Below are 20,345 nucleotides of genomic sequence, written 5' to 3' on the forward strand. Positions count from 1 at the left end.
GCTGATACAACAAAGAAAAACATCTGCCGATGTTCGTTTTATAAACGGATCGGCAGTGCAGGGCAAACACGGCGCCTATTCAGACATGGGTAGCGGGGCTATTGGGACGTCGAACGATTGGCTGCGTTCCACCTGGCCGCTACTGTTCCAAGGCGGCCTCAGCGGCTGCTGCCCCAGTACAGCACGCTGCTGCGATCGGGCGCAATGGCGAGTGCATGCTGCACGCCAGAACCGCCATCGGGTTCAGCACAGGCATAAGTGGTGTAGCCGTCGAGTTTTTTCGGGACCCATTTGCGCTCGAAAGCGGGGGCGGGCAACTGGGCTGCCTCGGCCGGCTGGCAGGCGGCCGGAGGTGCCCACTGGTGCTGGGCGGGCAGCGTGAAGGTCACCAGGCTTTCATTGCTGTCCAGGTTGTGGACTTCGCGGATGTTGCTAGCCTCTTCCGGCAGCCAGCGCGGGATCCAGCCCTGGTCCATAGCGCCGGCCTTGGCGGCTTCGATCTGGCTGGAATACTTGGCTTCCTGCACGTCGCCGGAGCAGGCGGCCAAGGTCAGGGTCAGGGTGGTGGCGGCGAACAGGGTGAGGGTACGAGTGCGCATGGATATGAGGTGGTTCTTGTAAAGCCGCGTTTATACGTCACTGTCGCAAATGAAACCGACCGAACGGTCACTTTTGTGCCTGCATGTGACGGTGGCCGCGAAGCCGTCACCTTTGGTCACGACTTCCGACGTTGAAGCGCGTGAATCAGGCCGTAGAGCGTCACGCCCAGCAGCAGAGGGTAGATGGCCAGCAGGTCGATGGCGAATCAGGATATCCATGCCAGTTCCTGTCACGTGGAAGGCAACGCATCACATGTCCATGTGTGCGATAGGGAATTTTGCTGCGCTATCATGGCTCCACTGTTTTTACTTCATGACTGCCATGTCCCGCAAGCCCCATTCCTCCCGCCGCCAGCTTCTCCAGATTTCCGCCGTCGCCACGCTGCTGCCCCTGATGGGCATGGCGCGCGCGCAATCTGCCCTGCCGCAGGTAGAGGTATGGAAAGACGCCAGTTGCGGCTGTTGCAAGGACTGGATCGCGCACATGCAAAAAAACGGCTTCCGCGTGCGTGCGCACGAGAGCGGCAACAACGCCATCCGCGCGCGCTTGGGGCTGGCGCAGCAGTATGCGTCCTGCCATACGGCGCTGGTGGGCGGTTATGTGATCGAGGGGCATGTGCCGGCATCGGACGTCAAGCGCCTGTTGGGCGAGCGTCCCAGGGCGCTGGGTCTGGCGGTGCCGGGCATGCCGATTGGCTCTCCGGGCATGGATGGCCCGGTCTACGGCGGCCGCCGCGACCCCTATGCCGTGCTGCTGGTGCAGCGCGACGGCAGCAGCCGCGTGTTCAAGCGCTACGCGTGACTTCCTGCACACGGATGCTTCGCCAGACCGGCTAGGATATCGGTATTGGCGCCACGGCGGCGCAGCCCGTAGATGCGCTGGGCGCATCGCGGCATTGCCCCCGTGTGCATGGCCCTTGCCAGACCTGATCGCCCCGGTCGAATCCGGGGCGATTGCTTTCTGGCTGCAACCCAAAGGAAAGCAGTGTTCAAGAATCTGATCGTGTACCGCATCGCTGCGGAGTGGAATGCCGGCGCGGCCGACATCGAGTCGGCGCTGGACGGGAGCCGTTTTGTGCCTTGCGGGCCGACGCAGCAGAAATCGCTGGGATGGGTGGAGCCGCGTGGCGAGCCCGGTGGGGCGTTGGTGGAAGTGGTGGGCGGGCACCTGCTGCTCAAGCTGATGACCGAGCAGCGCGTGGTGCCGGGCTCGGCCGTGCGCCAGCGCGTGGAAGAGATCGTGGCGCACATTGAGCAGACCACGGGCCGCAAGCCGGGCAAGAAGGAAACCAGGGAGCTGAAGGAACAGGCGCTGCACGAACTGCTGCCGCGTGCCTTCACGCGCCAGTCCGCCACGCGCGTGTGGCTGGCGCCGCAGGAGCGGCTGCTGGTGATCGATGCAGGCAGCCACTCGAAGGCAGACGAGATCACCACGCTGCTGATCAAGGCGCTGGACGGGCTCTCCCTCACGCTGGTGCAGACGGCCATGTCGCCCGCCGTGGCGATGACGCACTGGCTGGGCACGGGCGAGGAGCCCTACGCCTTTACCATCGACCGCGAGTGCGAGCTGAAGTCCACCGACGAGATGAAATCCGTGGTGCGCTACGCCCGCCATGCGCTGGACACCGACGAGGTGAAGCAGCACATCACCAGCGGCAAGGTGCCGACGCGCGTGGCCATGACCTGGAACGGGCGCGTGTCCTTTGTGCTCACCGACTCCCTGCAGCTCAAGAAGATCGATTTTCTGGAGGATGTGTTCGAGGACATGCCGGAGATCGACAAGCGCGACAAGGATGCGGTGTTCGATTCGGATATGGCGATCACGACGGGCGAGTTGCTGCAGCTGTTGCCGGATTTGATCGAGGCGCTGGGCGGGGAGCAGGTGCTCGGGGCGACGGCTGCGCCCGTGACGCCTTCGGCTGCGCAGGAGAGCGCTCAGGCATCGGCTGCAGCGCCTGCAATTCCCGAGGCTACGGATGCTCCTGCCATGGAGATGGCGACCAGCACGCCGCCGTGGGCAGACTGAAACAGCAGGCAGCAGGCAAGGCCGGATGGTGCATCATGCTGGCGGGGATGCGTGTTGTCCCCACTGGTGAGTCACCAGCGCAATCAGGTCGTATGCCAGCAAGGCGGACGGCGGTAGGCAGCCGTCATGGCTGTGGGGGCGTGCTTGACGCAAGCCCCTGCACCCCGCAGGGCAGAGCGCTTTCGCGGCATACTGGGGCATCCCTTGTACCGATTGGAGGCCCTGATGAGCGATCTGTCCGCATTCCCCATTACCGGCAAGTGGCCGGCGCAGCATCCCGACCGCATCCAGCTGTATTCGCTGCCTACGCCCAATGGCGTGAAGGCCTCGATCATGCTGGAGGAATGCGGCCTGCCCTACGAGGTGCATCGCGTCGACTTTGCCACCAATGACCAGCTGACGCCCGAGTTCATCTCGCTCAACCCCAACAACAAGATCCCCGCGCTGATAGACCCGGATGGCCCGGGCGGCCAGCCGCTGCCGCTGTGGGAAAGCGGCGCCATCCTGATCTACCTGGCCGAAAAAACCGGCAAGTTCCTGTCGCAGGACGCCGCGACGCGCTATCAGATCATCCAGTGGCTGATGTGGCAGATGGGCGGCGTCGGGCCGATGATGGGGCAACTGGGCTTCTTCCACAAGTTTGCCGGCAAGGAGTACGAGGACAAGCGCCCGCGTGACCGCTATGCCGCCGAAACGCGCCGCCTGCTGGGCGTGCTCGACAGGCACCTCGCCGGCAAGGACTGGATCATGGGCAGCGACTATTCGATCGCCGATATCGCCGTATTTCCCTGGGTGCGCAATCTGATCGGTTTCTACGAAGCGGGCGAGCTGGTGGGTTACAGCGACTTTGCCGAGGTGGACCGCGTGCTCAAAGCCTTTGTGGCGCGGCCCGCCGTGCAGCGCGGCCTGTTGATTCCGCCGCCGCCCAAGGCGCAGGACTGAGTCGCTTGCTACCGTCCGGCTGGGCCGGCATCAGCGTCGCGTTTGCGCAGCGCAAGGAGAGCGTCATGAACGAGCAGATTGAACCCGGGCGGCCGCCCGATTCCGGAGCCGCACCGCAGACGTTGGATGTTGATGCGACCAAGCAGGCCCATGCCGCTGAAGAATCCTGTACGGAGGGTGTTTGCCGGCCCGCAGACCTGGCCAACGCTGGTGCCAAACCGGAAACTGCCCATGCGGATCGTGATGCCACCGCCTCCGGGGCAACGGCGGCGCCCGCCCGGGATGCCGAACTGATCTACGTCGGCGACCCGATGTGCTCCTGGTGCTGGGGCATCGCGCCCGAGCTGGACCGGCTGCGCCAGCATGCCGCAACGCAGGGCATGGGGCTGGAAGTGATTCTGGGTGGCCTGCGACCCGGTGGCGGCGATGCCTGGACACCCAGGTTCCGCGACTTTCTGCGTCATGAGTGGCAGCAGGTGCATGCCCGCACCGGCCAGCCGGTGAGCTACGACTTGCTGCAGCGCGACCAGTTCAACTACGACACCGAACCGGCCTGCCGTGCCGTGGTAGTGGCCCGCGGCATGCGCGACGACGGCAGCGCCCCGGGACTGGACCTGTATGGCTTCTTCAAGGCGGTGCAGCACCGGTTCTATGCCGACAATGCGGATCCGTCCGAGGGGGAGTTCTACCGGCTGCCGTGCGAGCAACTGGGGCTGGATGCCGATGAATTTGCCCGCCGCTTTCCTGCGCCGCAGGCCATCGAGGCGACACGCCAGGATTTTGCGCTGGCCCGGCAATGGGGCGTGAATGCCTTCCCCACGGTGCTGCTGCGCGTGGGCCAGCAGCTCTATCTGCTGGCGCAGGGCTATGACTCGGCACAGGCCATGGGGCAGCGCGTGGAGGCGGTGCTGGCGCGGTAAAGGGTGCAGGCTGGGGTCAGCCATCAGCCATCAGCCATCAGCCATCAGCCATCAGCCATCAGCCATCAGCCGACCCCGCTCCGCACCATGCGGCCCATGTCAGCGGCGCACGGAACCCTGGTATTGCAACGCTCCATCCGGCGACAGCGTGTACTGGTCGAAATCCCGCGCCAGATGCAGCGTGCCGCCATACTGCAAAACGGCTTCGCGGCGCAGCTGCGCCATGCCGTCGCCATGATCGTAGCGCGGGCTGAAATGCGTGAGAATCAGGTTGGGCAGGCCGATGCGCTCGGCAAAGGCTGCGACCTGTTCGGCACAGCTGTGCATGCGTTCGGGGCCGACCTTGTCCAGCACCGGGCGGGTGTAGGTGGCTTCGTGCACCAGTAGCTGGGCATCGGCGCAGGCTTCGGCCAGCAGACCGGGGTCGGCATTGTCGCCGGCAATCACGGCGCGGACCTGTTCCACATGCCGGCACAGCACCTCCGTGCTGCGGATGGTGCGGCCCTGCCATTGCACGTCCTGGCCATCCTGCAGCTGGCGCCAGAGCGGGCCGCGCGGCAGGCCGAGCTGGCGCAGCGCGTCGCCATCCAGATGCGTGTGCGAGCGTGATATTTCCAGCCGGTAGGCCACGCTGGGCACGCGGTGCAGCAGGGCGTGGCGGTCGATGCGCAAGCCGGGGCGTTCCAGCACCACGGCGGGAGCGTCTTCCAGCGCCAGCGTTTCGAGCGGGTAGGGCAGGTAGAGGTCGCCGCAGCGGCGCGTAGCCTCCACCCAGTCGAGCACCACCTGCGGGGCGATCAGTTGCAGGGGGTTGGTGCGGCCATGCATGGCGGCGCTGGCCAGCATGCCCGGCAGCCCGTAGCAATGGTCGCCATGGGCGTGCGTGATCAGGATCGCCTCGAGATCGCGCACCGAGAGCTTCACGCGCAGCAGCTGGTGCTGCGTGGCTTCGCCGCAATCGACGAGCACCCAGGAGGCGCCAGGGCCGGTTTGCAGCGCCAGCGCGCTCATGTTGCGGCGGCGTGTGGGCACGCCGGAGGAGGTGCCGAGAAAGGTGAGGGTGAGCATGTCAGGATTCATGGTGCCACGGTTTCTTCGTGCCGGGCCCAGGGCGCGTTGGCCAGGCTGCTGGCGAGGTAGTCCAGCAGCGCCTGCACCCTGGCGGGCCGGCGTCGCCCGGGCGGGGTGACGGTGTGCAGCGCGACTGGCGCCACCTGCCATTCTTCCATGACCGAGAGCAGCTGCCCGGAGCGCAGTTCGCGCCAGACCATGAACTCGGGTTGCAGCGCCAGCCCCAGCCCCGCGAGCAGGGCGGGCATCAGGCCTTCGGCGTTGTTCACGCGCAGGGCGCCGTGTGTTTCCTGCGTGAGCTCGCCGTGGCGGGCATGGCGGAAGCTCCAGTTGGTCCCGCCGCGCGCGTAGGCATACTGCAGCGCCTTGTGCCGGGCCAGGTCACGCGGATGGCGCGGCTTGCCATGGCAAGCGAAATACGCGGGCGTGCCGACCAGCAGCAGGCGGATGGTGCACAACTGGCGCGCCAGCAGACTGGAGTCGACCAGATTGGAGATGCGCAGCGCCAGATCGAAGCGCTGCCCCACCAGATCGATGTGGTCATCGCTGAATTCGATGTCCAGCCGCACCTCGGGGTGCGCCTCGAGAAAGGCGGGCAGCAGCGGCGCCACGTAGTTCAGCCCGAAGGACATGGGCGCCGTCATCCGGATGAGCCCGCGCAGGCTGACGGATTGTTCGGCCAGCTCGGCCTCGACTGCTTCGCCTTCTTCCAGAATGCGGGTGGCGTACTCCAGCGCGGTCTGCCCGCTTTCGGTGAGCGACATGCGGCGCGTGGTGCGGTGGAACAGCATGGTCTGCATGCGCGCCTCCAGGCGCGTGATTGCCTTGGAGACGGTGGCCTGGGACAGGCCCAGTTCCTCCGCAGCTCTGGCAAACGAGCCGGTTTCGGCCACCTTGGCGAAGATGGCCCAGGCTTCCAGATCCGGCAGCTTCTTCATGGCAGTGCCTGCATGTGATTGGTTGAAAAATGGAAAGAGTGATATTCGATATTTTCTATTCTAATCATTCGGCGATTTTCCTACACTGGATTCATCGCGTTCGGATGGCGTCCGTCATGGGCTCCAGCTGATCGGTTCATCCCCCAATTCCAGGAGTTTTCATGAGCAACACCGCCATCCACAGTTTCACCAAGCGCCGCACCCAGTATGCCCTCGGCAAGCAGCTGCCGTTCAGCCAGGAGGCTGCCGCCAACCTCATCCAGGAAGCCATCCGCCAGGCGCCTTCCGCCTTCAACTCGCAGAGCTCGCGTGCCGTGATCCTGTTCGGCGCACAAAGCGTGAAATTCTGGGATCTGGTGAAGGAAGCGCTGCGCCCCATGGTGCCCGCCGAGAGCTTCGGCGCCACCGAGAAGAAGCTGGACAGCTTTGCTGCCGGCGCCGGCACCGTGCTGTTCTACGAAGACCAGGACGTGGTGAAAGGCCTGCAGCAGCAGTTTGCCGCCTATGCCGACAACTTCCCGATCTGGTCCGAGCACTCCACCGGCATCGCACAGTTCGCGGTGTGGACGGCGTTGGCCGAAGCCGGCATCGGCGCCAGCCTGCAGCATTACAACCCGGTGGTGGACGAGGCGGCGCAGAAGGAGTGGAATATCCCTGCTTCCTGGAAGCTGCGCGCGCAGATGCCCTTCGGCTCGCACGAGGCACCGTTCGGTGACAAGGCTTTCATGGACGACGCTGCGCGTTTCCGTGTGTTTGCCTGAAACCAAGCTCCTTGTGTCACTGGCGTGATGCGGTCCGGCCCAATCTGATCGGTATGCGCCGGTGCCAAAGCACAAAGGCCGGCACGAAAATGCCGGCCTTTGCCGTTTTCCCGCCAGCGCGCCTGTTTCGCAGCGAGGGCCTTATGCGTAGCTGCGCGCGTCCTCGATCACCTTGCCATCGTTGGCCAGGCTGCCTGGCGCGCAGAACACCACATCGGCACGCAGCTTGGTCACTTCGCGCACGGCGTCGGCGATGGCCTGCTGCAGTTCGGCGCTCTGCTCGGCGCATTCCACGTGCAGCGCCATTTTGTCGTTCGCCATCTCGCCGCTGACCACCAGCCGCGCCTTCTGCACCGCGGGGAAGCGCTTGGCCACCGTGGCCACCTGGCCCGGATGCACGAACATGCCGCGCACCTTGGTGGTCTGGTCGGCGCGCCCCATCCAGCCCTTGATGCGGGTGTTGGTGCGGCCGGTCGGGCACTGGCCCGGCAGCACGGCAGACAGGTCGCCGGTGCCGAAGCGGATCAGCGGATAGTCCGGGTTGAGCGTGGTCACCACCAGTTCGCCCACTTCGCCTTCGGGCACCGGGTCGCCCGTGCCGGGGCGCACGATCTCGACGATCACGCCTTCATCGAGCACCAGGCCTTCGCGTGCGCTGGTCTCGTAGGCGATCAGGCCCAGGTCGGCCGTGGCATAGCACTGGTAGCCCTGCACCCCGCGCTCGGCGAACCAGTCGCGCAGGCTGGGCGGGAACGCTTCGCCGCTGACCAGCGCCTTCTTCAGCGAAGGCAGTGCCACGCCCATGTCGGCGGCCTTTTCCAGGATGATCTTCAGGAAACTGGGCGTGCCGATGTAGCCGGCCGGCTTCAGGTCGCGCATGGCCTCCACCTGCTGCTCGGTCTGGCCGATGCCGCCCGGAAACACCGTGCAGCCCAGCGCATGTGCGCCGGTTTCCATCATCGAACCGGCGGGGGTGAAGTGGTAGCTGAAGCAGTTGTGCACCAGCTCGCCGCTGCGAAAGCCGGCGGCATGCAGCGTGCGCGCCATGCGCCAGTAATCCCTGCCCTTGCCCTCGGGTTCGTAGATCGGGCCGGGGCTGGCGAACACACGCGCCATTTTCGGGCCCATGCCGATGGCGGCAAAACCCCCGAACGGGTTCTCGGCACGCTGCGCCTGCTGGCGCTCCAGCAGCTCGTACTTGCGGATCACCGGCAGCGTGGCGAGCGCTTCGCGGCTGGTGATGCCGGCGGCGTCGATGCCGGCCAGCTGTTCGGCCATGGCCGGTGCGTTCTGTTGCGCGTAGGCGATCTGCCTGGGCAGGGCGGCGAGCAGGGCGGCTTCGCGGTCGGCGGGGCTGCGGTTTTCGAGGGAATCGTAGAAGGTATGCATGGCTTGTGCGTTTTCAGGCTGCAGAAGGCCTTCCCGCGCATCCGCGCAGGAAGCATGGAAGGGGTATTCGTTCGACGAAGCCTGCAGGAACTGCGGGGGCGCAGGCCGGAGTCCGGACAGCGCTCAGGCCGCCCGGAGTGGAAACATCAGGCCAGCCAGCGCTTGCGGCGCTTGTAGCTCTTGACTTCCTTGAAGCTCTTGCGCTCGCCGCCGCCAACGCCGAGGTAGAACTCCTTCACGTCCTCGTTGCTGGCCAGATCCTTGGCGGTGCCGTCCATCACGATGCGGCCGCTTTCCATGATGTAGCCATAGTCGGCGTAGCGCAGCGCCATGTTGGTGTTCTGCTCGGCCAGCAGGAAGGTGGTCTTTTCCTTGGTGTTGAGATCCTTCACGATCTCGAACACTTCTTCCACGATTTGCGGCGCCAGGCCCATGGAGGGCTCGTCCAGCAGCACCATGTTGGGGTTGCTCATCAGCGCGCGGCCGATGGCGCACATCTGCTGCTCGCCGCCGGAGGTATAGGCGGCCTGGCTGGTGCGGCGCGTCTTCAAGCGCGGGAAGTAGTTGTAGACCTTTTCCAGGTTGGCGGAGATCTCGCCCTTGTCCTTGCGCGTGTAGGCGCCGGTGAGCAGGTTCTCCTCGATGGTGAGGTGGGCGAAGCAGTGGCGGCCTTCCATCACCTGCACCACGCCGCGCTTGACCAGTTCGGCCGGGTTCAGGTTCTGGATCTGCTCGCCGCGGTACTCGATGGTGCCCTTGGTCACCTCGCCGCGCTCGCCGGCCAGCAGGTTGGAAATGGCACGCAGCGTGGTGGTCTTGCCGGCGCCGTTGCCGCCCAGAATGGCGACCACGCTGCCTTGCGGCACGGCCAGGGATACCCCCTTGAGCACCAGGATCACGTGGTTGTAGATGACCTCGATGCCGTTGACGGTCACCAGCGCCGGTGCAGTCAGTGGCGAGCGGGTGTCGGTGGCGGTAGCGGTGGCTTCCATGGGCTTGTCTCCGTTATCAGTATGGGTTGCGGCCTTGCATCTGGCGCGGCACTGGCAAGACGACGCGGGGCATCAGCTTGCCGCTGCCGGAACAGCGGGGCTCCCGGGGGAGCCGGCAACCCTGCATGGGCAGGGTTGCCAGACAGCGCATCAGCTGTTGCAGTCGGCTTCTTCGCGGGCCTTGATGCCCTTTTCGCCGGCGTACTTCTCGGCACCTGCCTTGATCAGCGGATCAACCACGGCGGGGTCGGCCTGGATCCAGTCGGACACCGGCGCCCACTTGCTGCCATCCCAGGTCTGCACGCGGGAAGCGGTGGAGCCCATGTGGTCCTTGCAGCTGGTGCTGATCGGGTGCACCATGTCGCCGAAGCCCAGCTCGGCCAGCTTCTCTTTCGTCAGCTTCAGGTTTTCCATGCCCCAGCGCACCTGCTCTGCGGTCATGACCTTGCCCTTGCCGAACTTCTCCTGGGCGGCGCGCACGGCTTCCACACCCAGCATCTGGATCACGACGCCGCGGTTGTACAGCACGGTACCCACTTCGTCCTTGCTGTTGGCGGTGCCGTTGCCCTTCTCGTACACGTGCTTCAGGATGTCCTGGATCACCTTGGGCTCCTGGCCGGAGGCGTTCAGCGTCAGGGCGTTGTAGCCCTTGGCGCCGGCAGCCACGTCCTTGACGTCAGGCTCGGCACCCGCCCACCACACGCCGTACATCTTGTCGCGCGGATAGCCGGTGGCCTGTGCCTCCTTGATGGCGGTGGAGTTCATCACGCCCCAGCCCCACAGCAGCACGTAGTCGGGCTTGCTCTGGCGCACCTGCAGCCAGGTGGCCTTCTGTTCCACGCCAGGGGCGGTCACAGGCAGCATCTGCAGCTCGAAGCCATGCATTTCGGCGCGCTTCTGCAGCAGGGGGATCGGCTCCTTGCCGAACGGGCTGTCGTGGTAGACCAGGGCGATCTTCTTGCCCTTGAGCTTGTCCAGACCGCCTTCCTTGGTGCCGATGTGCTGGATCAGCGCGTCAGCGGCGGTCCAGTAGCTGCCCATCAGCGGGAAGTTCCACTTGAAGAAGTCGCCGTTCTGCGACACGGACAGGCCGTAGCCGAAGGTCATCAGCGGGATCTTGTCGACGGGAGCCTTCTCCGTCAGGGCGAAGGTAATGCCGGTGGACTGGGGATCGAACAGGGTCACGCCGGGCTTGGTCTTCAGGCGCTCGTAGCACTCCACGCCGCGGTCGGTGGCGTAGCCGGTCTCGCACTCCTCGAAGGAGATCTTCACGCCGTTGATGCCGCCATCACGCTCGTTGATCATCTTCAGGTAATCCTGCTTGCCATCGGCCCACGGGATGCCGTTGGGAGCGTAGGGGCCGGTACGGTAGGACAGCAGCGGGAAGAACTGCGTATCACCGGTGGCAGCGGGAGAGCCGCCAGTGTTGCCGCCGCCTGCAGCAGCAGTGGTGGTGGCGCCGGAGGCACCGCCGGAAGCGGCCGGGGCAGAGGCGGTTTCCTGCTTGCCGCAGGCCGACAGGGCCAGGGCTGCGGCAATGGCGATGCCGGTCAGGCCGGTGCGGAGGGTCAGTGCGTTCATGGGGTTGTCTCCTTGGTTATGAACTCGGATGAACAGGGTGCTCAGGTTGTCAGAAATTTGACAGAATTTGGTTTGGTAATTTCCCGGAGATCAGTGCGGGAACGGCCAGATGCGCAGTTTCTGCTTGGCCATGGCCCAGAGCTTGGCCAGGCCGTGCGGCTCTACGATCAGGAACCACACGATCAGCGCACCGAAGATGATGTATTCGATGTGCGAGATGGTGGCGGTGGACACCTGGGCGCCGAACAGGCCGGCGACGAAGGGCAGGAAGTTGGTCAGGAAGATCGGCAGCAGCACGATGAAGGCGGCGCCGAAGAAGCTGCCCATGATCGAGCCCATGCCGCCGATGATCACCATGAACAGCAGCTTGAAGGACACGTCCACGTTGAAGGCGCCCGGCTCCCAGGAGCTCAGGTGGATGAAGCCCCACAGCGCGCCGGCCATGCCCACGATGAAGGAACTGACGGCAAAGGCGGACAGCTTGGCGAACATCGGGCGGATGCCGATCACGGCGGCAGCCACGTCCATGTCGCGGATGGCCATCCACTCGCGGCCGATGGCGCCGCGCACCAGGTTCTTCACCAGCACGGCGGTGACGACCAGCACGGCCAGGCAGAACACGTAGCGGGCCATGGGCGTATCCAGCGGGATGCCGAAGAAGCTCAGGTTGCTGACGGACACGGAGCCGGAAGCGGAGTTGTTGGTCAGCCACTTGATGCGCAGGAACATCCAGTCGCTGAAGAACTGGGCCGCCAGCGTGGCCACGGCCAGGTACAGGCCCTTCACGCGCAGCGAGGGCAGGCCGAACAGGATGCCGAACAGCAGGGCGCAGACGCCGCCGAAGATCAGCGCCGCAACCAGCGGCACGCCCGGCAGGCGTACGAACAGGTTGTAGGCGCCATAGGCACCGACGGCCATGAAGGCGCCGGAACCCAGCGAGATCTGGCCGCAGTAGCCCACCAGCACGTTCACGCCAAGCGCAGCCAGACACATGATGACCAGCGGGATCAGGATGGCGGTGAACCAGTAGGGTGTGGCAATCGCCGGAATCACCAGGAACACGGCAGCCAGCAGCAGGATCATGAACAGGCGGTCCTGCTTGATCGGCAGCATGGCCTGGTCGGCGCGGTAGGTGGTCTTGAACTGACCGTTTTCGCGGTAAAGCATGGGAAAGTCTCCAGGTTTTATCGTTATGGGTTACACGCGATCGATGATCTTTTCACCGAACAGGCCTTGCGGACGGAACAGCAGGAACACCAGGGCCAGCACGTAGGCGAACCAGATCTCGATGCCGCCGCCGACCATGGGGCCGATGTAGACCTCGGACAGCTTCTCGCCCACGCCGATGATCAGGCCGCCGATGATGGCGCCGGGCACGGAGGTGAGGCCGCCCAGGATCACCACCGGCAGGGCACGCAGGGCCACGGTTGCCAGGGAGAACTGCACGCCGAGCTTGGAGCCCCAGATCATGCCGGCCACCAGGGCCACCACGCCGGCCACGCACCACACGATCACCCAGATGCGGTTGAGCGGGATGCCGATGGACTGGGCGGCCTGGTGGTCATCGGCCACGGCGCGCAGGGCACGACCGGTGGTGGTCTTCTGGAAGAACACGGACAGGCCTGCCACCAGCACTGCGGCAATTGCAGCGGCAATCAGGTCTTCCTTGTTCACCAGCACGCCACCCTCGATCACGCTTTCCAGGATGATCATCGGATCCTTGGGCATGCCGATGTTGATGGAGTAGATCTCGCTGCCGAACAGGGTCTGGCCGATGCCTTCGAGCAGGTAGGTGATGCCCAGCGTGGCCATCAGCAGCGTGGCGCCTTCCTGGTTGACCAGATGACGCAGCACGAAGCGTTCGATGGCCCAGGCCACCACGAACATCACCAGCGCCGCACCGATGAAGGCGACGATGTTGGCGACGATCATGTTGTTGATCCCCAGGTATTTGGGAATCCATTCAGCCAGGCGGGCCATGGCCAGCGCCGCGAACAGCACCATGGCGCCCTGGGCGAAGTTGAATACGCCGGATGCCTTGAAAATCAGCACAAAGCCCAGCGCGACCAGCGCGTACAGCATGCCCGTCATCAGGCCGCCGAGCAGGGTTTCCAGAAAAAATCCCATTTTGAAATCTCCTTGATGGCGGGTTTAGTGACTGGCGCCCAGGTAGGCCCGGATCACGTCTTCGTTGTTGCGCACTTCGTCGGGGCTGCCGTCGCCGATCTTCTTGCCGTAGTCCAGCACCACCACGCGGTCGGAAATGTCCATCACCACGCCCATGTCGTGCTCGATCAGCACGATGGTGGTGCCGAACTCGTTGTTCACGTCCAGGATGAAGCGGCTCATGTCCTGCTTTTCCTCGACGTTCATGCCGGCCATCGGCTCATCGAGCAGCAGCACCTGCGGCTCCATGGCCAGCGCGCGGCCCAGGTCGACGCGCTTTTGCAGACCGTAGGGCAGGGTGCCCACGGGCGTCTTGCGGTAGGCCTGGATTTCCAGGAAGTCGATGATGCGCTCCACCTTCTCGCGGTGCGCGATTTCCTCGCGCTCGGCCGGGCCGATGCGCAGCGCCTGCATGAAGATGTTGCTCTTGATCTTCAGGTTGCGGCCGGACATGATGTTGTCCAGCACGCTCATGCCCTTGAACAGCGCCAGGTTCTGGAAGGTACGGGCCACGCCCATCTCTGCCACCTGGCGGCTGTTCATGTGGTCGAAGGTCTTGCCGCGGAAGGTGATGGAGCCTTCGGTCGGCGTGTAGACGCCGTTGATGCAGTTCAGCATCGAGCTCTTGCCGGCGCCGTTGGGGCCGATGATGGAGCGGATCTCGTGCTCCATCACGTTGAAGCTGATGTCGGTCAATGCCTTTACGCCGCCGAAGCGCAGGCTGATGTTCTTGATGTCGAGAATGACGTCGCCGATTTTCTTGGTAGTCATGATGCGGTCTTTCCGTCAGGGGGTCAGGCAGCGGCCCGGGTGGCGGGGAAGGTCTTGGCATCGGCCAGCTTGAGGGTGGCGCTCACCTTGCCGGTGCGGCCGTCCTCGAACTTGACCTGGGTCTCGATGAACTGCTCGGGCTTGCCCTCGTACAGCGCATCCACCAGAACCTTGTACTTGTCGGAGATGAAGCCGCGGCGCACCTTGCGCGTGCGGGTCAGCTCGTCGTCGTCCGGATCGAGTTCCTTGTGCAGCACCAGGAAGCGCGTGACCTGGGTGTCTTCCATGCCTTCCTCGCGGGCCAGGTCGGCGTTGACCTTCTCCACGCAGTCGCGCACCATTTCCAGCACCTGCGGCTTGGCAGCCAGATCCACGTAGCCGCCATAGGGCAGACCCTGGCGCTCGGCCCAGTTGCCCACCGCCTCGTAGTCGATGTTGATGAAGGCCATCACCTCGTTGCGGTCGTGGCCGAAGCACACGGCTTCCTTGATCTGCGGGAAGAACTTGAGCTTGTTCTCGATGTAGTTGGGCGCGAACATGGCGCCGCCGGCGAGCTTGCCCACGTCCTTGGCGCGGTCGATGATGCGCAGCTGGCCGTCGTGGTCGATCACGCCGGCGTCACCCGTCTTGAAGTAACCGTTCTCGTCGATTACTTCGGCGGTTGCGTCGGGACGCTTGTAGTATTCCTTGAGCACCGACACGCCCTTGACCAGCACTTCGCCGTTCTCCGCAATTTTCAGTTCGATGCCGGGAGCGGCTTCGCCCACGGTGTTGAGTTTGACGCGGCCGTTCTTCTGCAGGCAGACGTAGGCGCAGGTCTCGGTCTGGCCGTAGAGCTGCTTGAGGTTGACGCCAATGGAGCGGAAGAAGCGGAACAGGTCCGGGCCGATGGCGGCGCCGGCGGTGTAGGCCACGCGGATGCGGCTCAGGCCCATCACGTTCTTGAGCGGGCCGTACACGAACCAGTCACCCAGCTTGTATTTGATGCGGTCGCCGAAGCCCACGCTCTGGCCGTCGAGAATGTCGGAGCCGACGCGCGTGGCGACGTTCATGGCCGACTTGTACATCCACTGCTTGAGCTTGCCGGCATCTTCCATGCGGATGGAGACGGAAGTCAGCATGCCCTCGAACACGCGGGGCGGCGCGAAGTAGTAGGTGGGGCCGATCTCGCGCATGTCGATGGATAGCGTTTCGGCCGATTCGGGGCAGTTGATGGTGAAGCCCACCACCAGCCACTGGGCGATGGAGAACAGGAAGTCGCCCACCCAGGCCGGCGGCAGGTAGCAGATCATGTTGTCGCTGGTCAGCAGGCCGTCGACTTCCTTGCTGCCCTGGGCTGCGCCGATGAAGGCGCGGTGCGTCTGGCACACGCCCTTGGGCTTTCCGGTGGTGCCGGAGGTGTACAGGATCACGGCCACATCGTCGGGCTGCACCTGCTCCAGCGCCTGGGCGTAGAAGCCGCTGTTCTGCTGCTCGAACTTGCGGCCCAGCTCGAACAGCTGCTCCACGCTGATCAGGCCGGGCTCGTCGTAGTTGCGCATGCCGCGCGGATCGTCGTAGATGATGTGCGTGAGGCCGGGCAGGGTCTCGCGCAGTTCCAGCATCTTGTCGACCTGTTCCTGGTCTTCGGCGAACACGAAGTGGATGTCGGCATCCTGCAGCACGAAGGCCATCTCGGAAGCCACCGCATCCTGGTACATGGGCACCGGAATGCCGCGCAGGCTCTGCACTGCCAGGAAGGTCAGGTACAGGTGCGGGCGGTTGTTGCCGGCAATGGCCAGGTTGTTGCCGGCCTTGAAGCCGAGGCTGGCCAGGCCGCAGGCCATCCAGCGCACTTCGTCAGCCGCGCGCTGCCAGGTCCAGGTCTGCCAGATCCCGTACTCTTTCTCACGCATGGCGTGCTCGTTGGGGCGCTGGCTTGCATGCTCCAGCAGCAATCGGGGGAAGGTCATGTTCATGCGCTTGCCTCGTTGTCTCCGTGATGTTTGTAAAAGCCCGTTGCGCGTGTTACATGCCGCAACGCACCAAATGTCTGCGATGAATGGTAGCGGCGACTTTGTTGTTTGGGTGTCTTTATGGCGACAATCTAGGGCATTCCCTCTTTAGGTTTAACCCTGATGGATGAAGAGGGGTTTTGGCTGGCATAGTGGATGGACATTGCCGTCAAGAGGTTGTTTCACCGACAATTCCGGTCGCGCAAACCGCTATTCCCTTCCGAACATGATCCCGACCCCTAGCCTTACCCTGCTGGAGCGCCGCCGCGCCGCAAGCCAGGACGAACTGGAAACTATTGCCTGGTGGCACGTCCTTACCCCAGAATGCCAGCGGCGCGTGCGCGATGACATGGTCGTCGGCCAGGTGCATGCGGGAGAGCTGGTCTGCCGCACGGGACGGGCCCCTACCTACTGGTTCGGCCTGCTCGAGGGCCTGCTCAAGATGAGCAACGACAACGTCAACGGCCAGAGCATCACGTTTTCGGGCGTGGCACCGGGCGGCTGGTTCGGCGAGGGTACGCTGCTCAAGCGCGAACCCTACCGCTACAACATCCAGGCCTTGCGCACCAGCATGGTGGCGGCCTTGCCGATCGACACCTTCCATGAGGTGCTGGACCATTCGATCGGCTTCAACCGCTTCATCATGAACCAGCTCAACGAGCGCCTGGGCCAGTTCGTGGCGGCGCGTGAGACCGAGCGGCTGAACAGCCCGAACATGCGGGTGGCGCGCAGCCTGGCGGCCTTGTTCAATCCGGTGCTGTTTCCGGCGGTGGAGGAAGTGCTGCGCATCACGCAGCAGGAACTGGCGTATCTGGTCGGTCTCTCGCGCCAGCGCGTGAACGAGGCGCTGACGGTGCTGGAGTCGTACGGGGCCATCCGCGTGGCCTATGGCGGGTTGATCGTGTCCGACCTGCAGTTGCTGCGTACTGGCACCTTCGAGCGGCAATGAGCGTGGAGGGGTAGGGCGAGGCCATCCGGTTGCACAGTTGCACGGCTGGTGCGGGTGCGACTGGTGCGGCGTGGTCTGCAGCAGCAATTAACGCTGGCTGCCGCAGGCCGGGCGCGGGATAATGCGCCATGAGTTCCGATACCCCCAAACCGCGCCGCACGCTCTCGCGTCCGGCCAAGCCGGTACAGCCTGATTCCGGCGCCGCTTCATCCTCCTCCCGCAACGCACCGCTGCGCAGCAAGGGCAGCCAGTCGCAGTCGCCTGCGGGCAAGCCGGGTGCGCCGATGCGCTCGGTTCGCAGCAATGTGTGGCGTGCCGATGCGCCGCCCAGGCCTGCTGCCCAGCCGGGCGATCGTTTCGGGCGCGAGGACAGTGGCGGACGGGGCGAGCGCGGAGAACGCGGAGAACGCGGAGAGCGTGCTGCCCGTGCCCCTTATGGCCAACGTACCGAGCGGCCCCGGGCGGGCCGGCCGGAAGGGGATCGTCCGCAGCGCGGCGACTGGCCGGATCGTCCGGCGCGGCCACCGCGCACGCGTGATGACGATGGAGCGCCGGAGCGACAAGGCCGTTTCGAGCGGCCCATGCGGAGCGAGCGAGGCGAAGCTGCGGAGCGCCGGCCGCGATTCCGGGATGCGGCGCCTCCGGACGCAGAGCGCAAGCCTCGTTTTGCGGATCGGGGAGCTCCCGATGCAGAGCGCCGACCGCGGTTCCAAGGCGATGTACGCCGTGATGCAGAGCGTCCATCGCGGTTCGGGGAGGATGATCGCCCGCGGCGGGCCCCTTTGCCGCCGGCAACCCGCACGCAACCCGGACAGATGTCGCCCGCCAAAGCGCAGCCGCAACCCGTCGCGGCACACGCCGAAGGCATGCGCCTGAACAAGCGTCTGGCCGAGCTGGGGCTGTGCTCACGCCGCGAAGCCGACGAATGGATTGCCCGGGGCTGGGTGCTGGTGAACGGCCAGCGGGCCGAAACCGGCCAGCGTGTCGGACCCGAGGACCACATCGACGTGGAACAGGCCGCGCATGGCGAGCAGGCGCAACGCGTCACCATCCTGATCCACAAGCCTGTCGGCTACGTCAGTGGCCAGCCCGAGGACGGCTACCAGAGTGCAGCCAGCCTGATCAATGCGCGCAGCCGCTGGCGTGAAGACAGGCATCCCCAGCGTTTCAGCCCGCAACAGTTGCGCGGGCTGGCGCCGGCCGGCCGGCTGGATATCGACTCTACCGGCCTGCTGGTGCTGACGCAGGACGGCCGCGTGGCGCGCCAGCTGATCGGAGAGGCCAGCACGGTGGACAAGGAATACCTGGTGCGCGTGGAATACGACGACGGCGGTCGAGTGGTGAGCGAGAACGTCGAGGCGGTGTTCCCGCCGGATCAACTCGCCCTGCTGCGCCATGGCCTGAGCCTGGACGGCCAGCCGCTGCTGCCGGCCCAGGTCGACTGGCAGAACCCCGAGCAGCTGCGCTTTGTGCTGGTCGAAGGCAAGAAGCGCCAGATCCGCCGCATGTGCGAAGCCGTGGGCCTGAAGGTCGTCGGCCTCAAGCGCATCCGCATCGGGCGGGTGATGCTGGGTAATCTGCCGGTGGGGGAGTGGCGCTATCTGGGAGCGACAGAAGGATTCTGAAAAACTGCAAGATGCCTCACAGGCGGCGCAGGGTAATGCGGCGTGTCATGCACGATCCAGCGCATCCAGCACCCCCTGCACGCGCTGGAGGACTTCCGGCGGCATGGTGATGGGCCTGCCCCACTCGCGCGTCGTCTCTCCGGGCCACTTGTTGGTGGCATCCAGCCCCATCTTGCTGCCCAGTCCGCTCACGGGCGAGGCAAAGTCCAGGTAGTCGATCGGGGTGTTCTCCACCAGCATGGTGTCGCGCGCGGGGTCGCAGCGCGTGGTCATGGCCCAGACCACGTCGTTCCAGTTGCGCACGTCCACATCCTCGTCTACCACGATGATGAACTTGGTGTACATGAACTGGCGCAGATGGCCCCAGATGCCCATCATCACGCGGCGCGCATGGCCGGGATAGGCCTTGCGGATCTGCACTACCGCCATGCGGTAGCTGCAGCCTTCCGGGGGCAGGTAGAAGTCGGTCACTTCCGGCAGATGGCGTTGCAGCAGCGGCACGAACAGTTCGTTCAGCACCTGGCCGAGAACGGCCGGTTCGTCCGGCGGGCGGCCGGTGTAGGTGGAGTGGTAGATGGCGTCGTGGCGTTGGGTGATGCGATCGACGGTGAAAACGGGAAACTCGGCCCGCTCGTTGTAGTAGCCAGTGTGGTCGCCGTAGGGGCCTTCCAGTGCATGCGCATAGCCGCTGGGGTGGCTGGCGTCGGACTGGATATGGCCTTCGAGCACGATTTCCGCATGTGCCGGCACCTGCAGCTTGCTGCCCAGTGCCGCGGCCACTTCGGTCTTGCTGCCGCGCAGCAGGCCGGCAAACTGGTATTCGGACAAGGCATCGGGCACGGGCACCACTGCGCCCAGCAACGTGGCGGGATCGGCGCCCAGCGCCACCGCCACCGGAAACGGTGTGCCTGGATGCGCCAGCGCATGCTCCCGGAAATCCAGCGCGCCACCGCGGTGCGGCAGCCAGCGCATGATCAGTTGCTTGCGAGACAATAGCTGCTGGCGGTAGATGCCCAGATTCTGGCGCGGCTTGTGCGGCCCGCGCGTGATGGTCAGGCCCCAGGTGAGCAGCGGCGCCACGTCGCCGGGCCAGCAGTGCTGGATCGGCAGCGCCGTCAGGTCCACCTCGTCGCCTTCCTGCACGATCTGCTGGCAGGGCGGATGCGACACCGTGCGTGGCGCCATGTGCCAGAGCGATTTCAGCAGCCCGCTCATGCCGATCATCTCGCGCAGGCCCTGCGGGGCGGAGGGCTCCTTCATGTCGGCCAGTACGCTGCCCAACTCGCGCACCTGCGCCAGTTCCTGTACGCCCATGGCCTGCATCACGCGTTGTGGCGTGCCGAACAGGTTGCCCAGTACCGGAAGCTGGTGTCCGGTCGGCCGGGTGAACAACAGTGCCGGACCGCCGCGGCGCAGCGTGTGGTCGCACACGGCCGTCATCTCGAGATGGGGCGAGACGGGCTCTGCAATGCGGCGCAGCTGGCCGGAGCTTTCCAGTTGCTGGATAAAGTCGCGCAGGTCGCGGTACATGGATGGCGTCTAATGGGAATGGCTATGGGGCAGGATGGCGTTTTCGCGATAGTGCGGGCTGGCGGAATCTCCTGCGTGGGCGGGCGGCTCC

18 protein-coding genes are annotated in these 20,345 nt (G+C 65.1%); 7 read left to right on the plus strand and 11 right to left on the minus strand.

Features of this window, described 5'->3' with window-relative positions:
• Positions 1-158 precede the first annotated feature (158 nt).
• Complete coding sequence (locus KKQ75_RS12185; RefSeq protein WP_213362478.1) at positions 159-599, minus strand: hypothetical protein; 441 nt, start codon at positions 597-599, stop codon at positions 159-161.
• A gap of 322 nt (positions 600-921) precedes the next feature.
• On the opposite strand from KKQ75_RS12185, the gene KKQ75_RS12190 reads away from it, so the two are divergent.
• The 4 genes from KKQ75_RS12190 to KKQ75_RS12205 all read left to right on the plus strand — a co-directional run bounded on the left by KKQ75_RS12190 (position 922) and on the right by KKQ75_RS12205 (position 4,487).
• The gene (locus KKQ75_RS12190; RefSeq protein ID WP_213362479.1) at positions 922-1,401 is read left to right on the plus strand and encodes a DUF411 domain-containing protein; all 480 of its coding nucleotides are present in this window, start codon (positions 922-924) and stop codon (positions 1,399-1,401) included.
• A gap of 183 nt (positions 1,402-1,584) precedes the next feature.
• Positions 1,585-2,625 carry a recombination-associated protein RdgC gene (locus tag KKQ75_RS12195; protein WP_213362480.1) on the plus strand — a complete coding sequence of 347 codons (1,041 nt, stop codon included), beginning with the start codon at positions 1,585-1,587 and terminating at the stop codon, positions 2,623-2,625.
• 225 nt (positions 2,626-2,850) lie between these two features.
• Positions 2,851-3,567, plus strand: a complete 717-nt coding sequence (locus KKQ75_RS12200) for a glutathione S-transferase N-terminal domain-containing protein (protein WP_213362481.1) — start codon at positions 2,851-2,853, stop codon at positions 3,565-3,567.
• Positions 3,568-3,632: 65 nt separating this feature from the next.
• Entirely contained in the window at positions 3,633-4,487 is an 855-nt protein-coding gene (locus KKQ75_RS12205) for a DsbA family protein (RefSeq protein WP_213362482.1), read from the plus strand.
• Between the two features lie 99 nt (positions 4,488-4,586).
• Here KKQ75_RS12205 and KKQ75_RS12210 read toward each other — a convergent pair whose 3' ends face one another.
• Complete coding sequence (locus tag KKQ75_RS12210) at positions 4,587-5,555, minus strand: ribonuclease Z (RefSeq protein ID WP_213362483.1); 969 nt, start codon at positions 5,553-5,555, stop codon at positions 4,587-4,589.
• Between the two features lie 8 nt (positions 5,556-5,563).
• On the minus strand, positions 5,564-6,496 hold the full coding sequence (locus KKQ75_RS12215) for a LysR family transcriptional regulator (protein WP_213362484.1): 933 nt from the start codon (positions 6,494-6,496) through the stop codon (positions 5,564-5,566).
• A 161-nt stretch (positions 6,497-6,657) separates the two neighbouring features.
• Between KKQ75_RS12215 and KKQ75_RS12220 the strand changes: the two genes are divergently transcribed.
• Positions 6,658-7,257, plus strand: a complete 600-nt coding sequence (locus KKQ75_RS12220) for a nitroreductase family protein (protein WP_213362486.1) — start codon at positions 6,658-6,660, stop codon at positions 7,255-7,257.
• Positions 7,258-7,398: 141 nt separating this feature from the next.
• Here KKQ75_RS12220 and KKQ75_RS12225 read toward each other — a convergent pair whose 3' ends face one another.
• The 7 genes from KKQ75_RS12225 to KKQ75_RS12255 all read right to left on the minus strand — a co-directional run bounded on the left by KKQ75_RS12225 (position 7,399) and on the right by KKQ75_RS12255 (position 16,114).
• Positions 7,399-8,646, minus strand: coding sequence for a phenylacetate--CoA ligase family protein (locus tag KKQ75_RS12225; RefSeq protein WP_213362488.1), 1,248 nt, complete (start codon positions 8,644-8,646; stop codon positions 7,399-7,401).
• A gap of 146 nt (positions 8,647-8,792) precedes the next feature.
• Positions 8,793-9,638: an ABC transporter ATP-binding protein gene (locus KKQ75_RS12230; RefSeq protein WP_213362490.1), complete on the minus strand. Its 846-nt coding sequence runs from the start codon at positions 9,636-9,638 to the stop codon at positions 8,793-8,795.
• A 150-nt stretch (positions 9,639-9,788) separates the two neighbouring features.
• Entirely contained in the window at positions 9,789-11,219 is a 1,431-nt protein-coding gene (locus tag KKQ75_RS12235; RefSeq protein ID WP_250131087.1) for an ABC transporter substrate-binding protein, read from the minus strand.
• A 90-nt stretch (positions 11,220-11,309) separates the two neighbouring features.
• Positions 11,310-12,386 carry a branched-chain amino acid ABC transporter permease gene (locus KKQ75_RS12240; protein ID WP_213362492.1) on the minus strand — a complete coding sequence of 359 codons (1,077 nt, stop codon included), beginning with the start codon at positions 12,384-12,386 and terminating at the stop codon, positions 11,310-11,312.
• A gap of 30 nt (positions 12,387-12,416) precedes the next feature.
• Positions 12,417-13,346 (minus strand): branched-chain amino acid ABC transporter permease, encoded by a 930-nt coding sequence (locus KKQ75_RS12245; RefSeq protein ID WP_213362493.1) that lies wholly within the window; start codon positions 13,344-13,346, stop codon positions 12,417-12,419.
• Positions 13,347-13,370: 24 nt separating this feature from the next.
• The gene (locus KKQ75_RS12250; protein WP_213362494.1) at positions 13,371-14,156 is read right to left on the minus strand and encodes an ABC transporter ATP-binding protein; all 786 of its coding nucleotides are present in this window, start codon (positions 14,154-14,156) and stop codon (positions 13,371-13,373) included.
• Positions 14,157-14,179: 23 nt separating this feature from the next.
• Positions 14,180-16,114: an AMP-dependent synthetase/ligase gene (locus tag KKQ75_RS12255; RefSeq protein ID WP_213362495.1), complete on the minus strand. Its 1,935-nt coding sequence runs from the start codon at positions 16,112-16,114 to the stop codon at positions 14,180-14,182.
• Between the two features lie 262 nt (positions 16,115-16,376).
• On the opposite strand from KKQ75_RS12255, the gene KKQ75_RS12260 reads away from it, so the two are divergent.
• Both KKQ75_RS12260 and KKQ75_RS13110 read left to right on the plus strand, forming a co-directional pair.
• Positions 16,377-17,099, plus strand: coding sequence for a Crp/Fnr family transcriptional regulator (locus tag KKQ75_RS12260; RefSeq protein ID WP_213362496.1), 723 nt, complete (start codon positions 16,377-16,379; stop codon positions 17,097-17,099).
• Between the two features lie 815 nt (positions 17,100-17,914).
• The gene (locus KKQ75_RS13110) at positions 17,915-18,724 is read left to right on the plus strand and encodes a pseudouridine synthase (RefSeq protein ID WP_250131088.1); all 810 of its coding nucleotides are present in this window, start codon (positions 17,915-17,917) and stop codon (positions 18,722-18,724) included.
• Positions 18,725-18,769: 45 nt separating this feature from the next.
• Here KKQ75_RS13110 and ubiD read toward each other — a convergent pair whose 3' ends face one another.
• A complete protein-coding gene (ubiD, locus tag KKQ75_RS12270; protein ID WP_213362498.1) occupies positions 18,770-20,254 on the minus strand; it encodes a 4-hydroxy-3-polyprenylbenzoate decarboxylase in 1,485 nt (494 codons plus the stop codon).
• Between the last annotated feature and the right edge of the window lie 91 nt (positions 20,255-20,345).

The organism is Brachymonas denitrificans (genome assembly GCF_907163135.1).
GTDB lineage: Bacteria > Pseudomonadota > Gammaproteobacteria > Burkholderiales > Burkholderiaceae_C > Brachymonas > Brachymonas denitrificans_A.

Coding starts and splice junctions, on each gene's coding strand:
- KKQ75_RS12240 (WP_213362492.1), bottom strand. CDS start 12,386: ATGCTTTACCGCGAAAACGGTCAGTTCAAGACCACCTACCGCGCCGAC.
- KKQ75_RS12260 (WP_213362496.1), top strand. CDS start 16,377: ATGATCCCGACCCCTAGCCTTACCCTGCTGGAGCGCCGCCGCGCCGCA.
- KKQ75_RS13110 (WP_250131088.1), top strand. CDS start 17,915: ATGTCGCCCGCCAAAGCGCAGCCGCAACCCGTCGCGGCACACGCCGAA.
- KKQ75_RS12235 (WP_250131087.1), bottom strand. CDS start 11,219: ATGAACGCACTGACCCTCCGCACCGGCCTGACCGGCATCGCCATTGCC.
- ubiD (WP_213362498.1), bottom strand. CDS start 20,254: ATGTACCGCGACCTGCGCGACTTTATCCAGCAACTGGAAAGCTCCGGC.
- KKQ75_RS12245 (WP_213362493.1), bottom strand. CDS start 13,346: ATGGGATTTTTTCTGGAAACCCTGCTCGGCGGCCTGATGACGGGCATG.
- KKQ75_RS12210 (WP_213362483.1), bottom strand. CDS start 5,555: ATGCTCACCCTCACCTTTCTCGGCACCTCCTCCGGCGTGCCCACACGC.
- KKQ75_RS12255 (WP_213362495.1), bottom strand. CDS start 16,114: ATGAACATGACCTTCCCCCGATTGCTGCTGGAGCATGCAAGCCAGCGC.
- KKQ75_RS12225 (WP_213362488.1), bottom strand. CDS start 8,646: ATGCATACCTTCTACGATTCCCTCGAAAACCGCAGCCCCGCCGACCGC.
- KKQ75_RS12190 (WP_213362479.1), top strand. CDS start 922: ATGTCCCGCAAGCCCCATTCCTCCCGCCGCCAGCTTCTCCAGATTTCC.
- KKQ75_RS12250 (WP_213362494.1), bottom strand. CDS start 14,156: ATGACTACCAAGAAAATCGGCGACGTCATTCTCGACATCAAGAACATC.
- KKQ75_RS12200 (WP_213362481.1), top strand. CDS start 2,851: ATGAGCGATCTGTCCGCATTCCCCATTACCGGCAAGTGGCCGGCGCAG.
- KKQ75_RS12215 (WP_213362484.1), bottom strand. CDS start 6,496: ATGAAGAAGCTGCCGGATCTGGAAGCCTGGGCCATCTTCGCCAAGGTG.
- KKQ75_RS12220 (WP_213362486.1), top strand. CDS start 6,658: ATGAGCAACACCGCCATCCACAGTTTCACCAAGCGCCGCACCCAGTAT.
- KKQ75_RS12185 (WP_213362478.1), bottom strand. CDS start 599: ATGCGCACTCGTACCCTCACCCTGTTCGCCGCCACCACCCTGACCCTG.
- KKQ75_RS12230 (WP_213362490.1), bottom strand. CDS start 9,638: ATGGAAGCCACCGCTACCGCCACCGACACCCGCTCGCCACTGACTGCA.
- KKQ75_RS12205 (WP_213362482.1), top strand. CDS start 3,633: ATGAACGAGCAGATTGAACCCGGGCGGCCGCCCGATTCCGGAGCCGCA.